The sequence below is a fragment of the Mesorhizobium sp. WSM4841 genome, from assembly GCF_055811515.1.
Genome location: NZ_JBVVQC010000073.1, coordinates 1 through 2,486, shown reverse-complemented (window position 1 = coordinate 2,486; position 2,486 = coordinate 1). Strand labels below are relative to the sequence as shown.

The following is a 2,486-nucleotide window of genomic DNA, read 5'->3' as shown; positions in this document are numbered from 1 at the left end:
TCATTACTAATTTAGTAAAATGGTCACGTTCCGTTCCCCTGGCTGTCAAATCGGATGAGCCTAGAGTCAATTTGGTGGCTAAACGAGTGAGTGCCGGCGGCCGGCTAGAATTTATTCCTCCGATGATGCGGACCTTGGTAGCCAAGCCGCCCCAAGGCGATGACTGGATGCATGAAGCCAAATTCGACGGCTACCGCTCCCAGATCATCATCGACGCCGACGGTGTGCGGATCTTCACTCGCCGCGGACTAGACTGGACATCGAAGTACCACGATTTGGCCGAGGCAGCCAAAGGTCTCTGCGTACAGAACGCCATCATCGACGGCGAAGTCGTCGTTCTGAATGAGGCTGGCCTTTCGGACTTTGCCGCGCTGCGCAAGGCAATCACCAGGCGCCAGCACGACCTCTATTTCGTCGCATTCGATCTGCTGCATCTCAACGGCCACGACTTGCGCGACATGGTGCTGGAGGACAGGCGGGAAATCCTGGCCGGCCTTATAGGGTCTGACAGCCGCATCCAGTTCAGCGAGACGATGCCGGGCGAGGCTAATGCGATCTATCATCTGATCGACGGGGCCGGCCTGGAAGGGATGGTATCAAAGCGTCGGGACAGCAAATATCGCAGCGGCCCGACCACCAATTGGCTGAAAACAAAATCCTTCACCGAAAGCGAGTTCGAATTGCTTGGCATCGAACGCGAGCGGGGTAAGCCGGCGTTCGCACTCATGGCAGAACCAGGCACGCGCAAATATGTCGGCAGCGCGTTTGTCAGTGTAAATCGCGAGATGCGCGAGCGGCTTTGGAAGCGGGTTCAGGAACATGCTGGGCCACCGCCCAAGGACATGCCGAAGCGACCGGCAACGCAGTGGGTCAAGGCGGGAATCAAAGCCCGCGTGAAGCACCTCAGGGGCGAGGACGACCTTCGCCACGCCTCGCTGCAGGACTTTTGGGATGAGAGCTAAGTAGCCATCACGCGGGTCAGTCTACGATGATGTGTCCCTCGACATCTCCGTCGATGCTAATCCCAGTCAGGCGGCGATTCCAAAAAAGGCAATGTGCCGAATGATGAACGAATGTGCCGTGGTCGTCTGGGGTCGCGTACTCAATCCTTGCGGTACGCTCGGCGAAATCTTCGTCGGCATGCAGGAGCCGAAAGAAGTCCGGGCGAATGATCCTGACTGCCGACGCGATCCTGACTGCCATTCTGACTGCCGACACACAAGCAGGTATCATGCTCCGGCGACCGCCATCGGCGTGAGCAGATAGAGCCGCCGTTACGAATAGTGCTGTCAGGCAAACGCGCTTCATCGCCCCGCCTTTCGCCAACTGGCCGCTTGCGGGCGAGAGAATGCGGCTAGTCAGCGAGCGAGTCCATACATGCAAGATGCGATCTTATCGAGCGTCCCGGCCTGGTGGGCTTGCTAGCGCCCTTCGAAATGAGGAATATAATCTCCATTGCGGCGAACCCCCTTCAACGGAGATCGCCATGCCTCGAAAGACCCTCGCCGACACTCTGGCCGCCCGCGAAACCATCTATGTCAATTGTGCGCACCCGATGTGCTGCAAATCGACGAAGCTCGACATCCAGGCGCTGACTGACAGGCTCGGCAGTGACCACGGCTCGATGCATGACGACCTGGTCGGGCTCTTTATCTGCTAAATTGCAAGGCTGCCGGCGTGACCGCCGGCAGGTGTTCTTCACATGCATTCCTGACTACGAAGGCCAGCAGCGGGCGCGCAATCGCGACTGGAAGCCAACTTTCGAACGAAGGGGCTGAAAGTGGCCGGCGCCGCTTGGGGGGGCGTTGGGGTAGATTTGCCTTTAGGGCGCCGGCCAGGCGGTTTGGGGTTCGCCGCAGGAAGAAGCTAGCAGAATTAGCTAGCCGGCAAGCGCCAGGCCGACGGCAATGCCTATGCCAATCACCAGCCCTGCAGCGAGTTTGCCGCCAAGATCCAATTCTGGTAGGCGGGAACGATCCGGTCCGCCATGAGTTAGTAAATCATGATGAACACCATGGAACCCCACGGACGCGCGATGGCGGATGCCAGGGAGCGCATCAACCGGACAAAGCTCGCGCTTGAGCGCACAGAGGAATTGCTGGCCGAGAATACCGCGCTTTGCAGCAGGATACGCGCGCGACGGTGTCTGGTCGAGGCCGCATACCGCTTGGTGCAGATCGATCCCGCCAGCGATGCGGCGCTCATTGGGCGTCTCCCCATTCCAGACGGGCCACGATGATATCGGCGGCAGCCTCTTTTGCGTCTTCGATAGAATAATGAATTGATTTTGCACGCCACCGAACGTTTTCGAAGACCTGAAGTTCGTACATCTCGGCAAGCCGCGGCGTGGGCTAGCCTGCGCCCGTCGAGTGGCGGTGATTAGTTCATCGAAGACGCGGTCGTGCCTCACGGATAGTGTCCTGAAGGTTCTGCAAAAAGCTCTGGAGAGAGAACGGCCCTTGCTCTGAGGCGAGGGGCGGCCATGG

3 protein-coding genes are annotated in these 2,486 nt (G+C 58.9%); 2 read left to right on the top strand and 1 reads right to left on the bottom strand.

The features are described from left to right. Positions 1–122: 122 nt before the first annotated feature. Positions 123–962 carry an ATP-dependent DNA ligase gene (locus AC0L14_RS34600; protein ID WP_473640376.1) on the top strand — a complete coding sequence of 280 codons (840 nt, stop codon included), beginning with the start codon at positions 123–125 and terminating at the stop codon, positions 960–962. A 524-nt stretch (positions 963–1,486) separates the two neighbouring features. Further along, on the top strand, positions 1,487–1,660 hold the full coding sequence (locus tag AC0L14_RS34595; protein WP_473752205.1) for a hypothetical protein: 174 nt from the start codon (positions 1,487–1,489) through the stop codon (positions 1,658–1,660). 219 nt (positions 1,661–1,879) lie between these two features. Here AC0L14_RS34595 and AC0L14_RS34590 read toward each other — a convergent pair whose 3' ends face one another. Continuing rightward, positions 1,880–2,293, bottom strand: a complete 414-nt coding sequence (locus AC0L14_RS34590; RefSeq protein ID WP_473487698.1) for a hypothetical protein — start codon at positions 2,291–2,293, stop codon at positions 1,880–1,882. Positions 2,294–2,486: the final 193 nt, after the last annotated feature.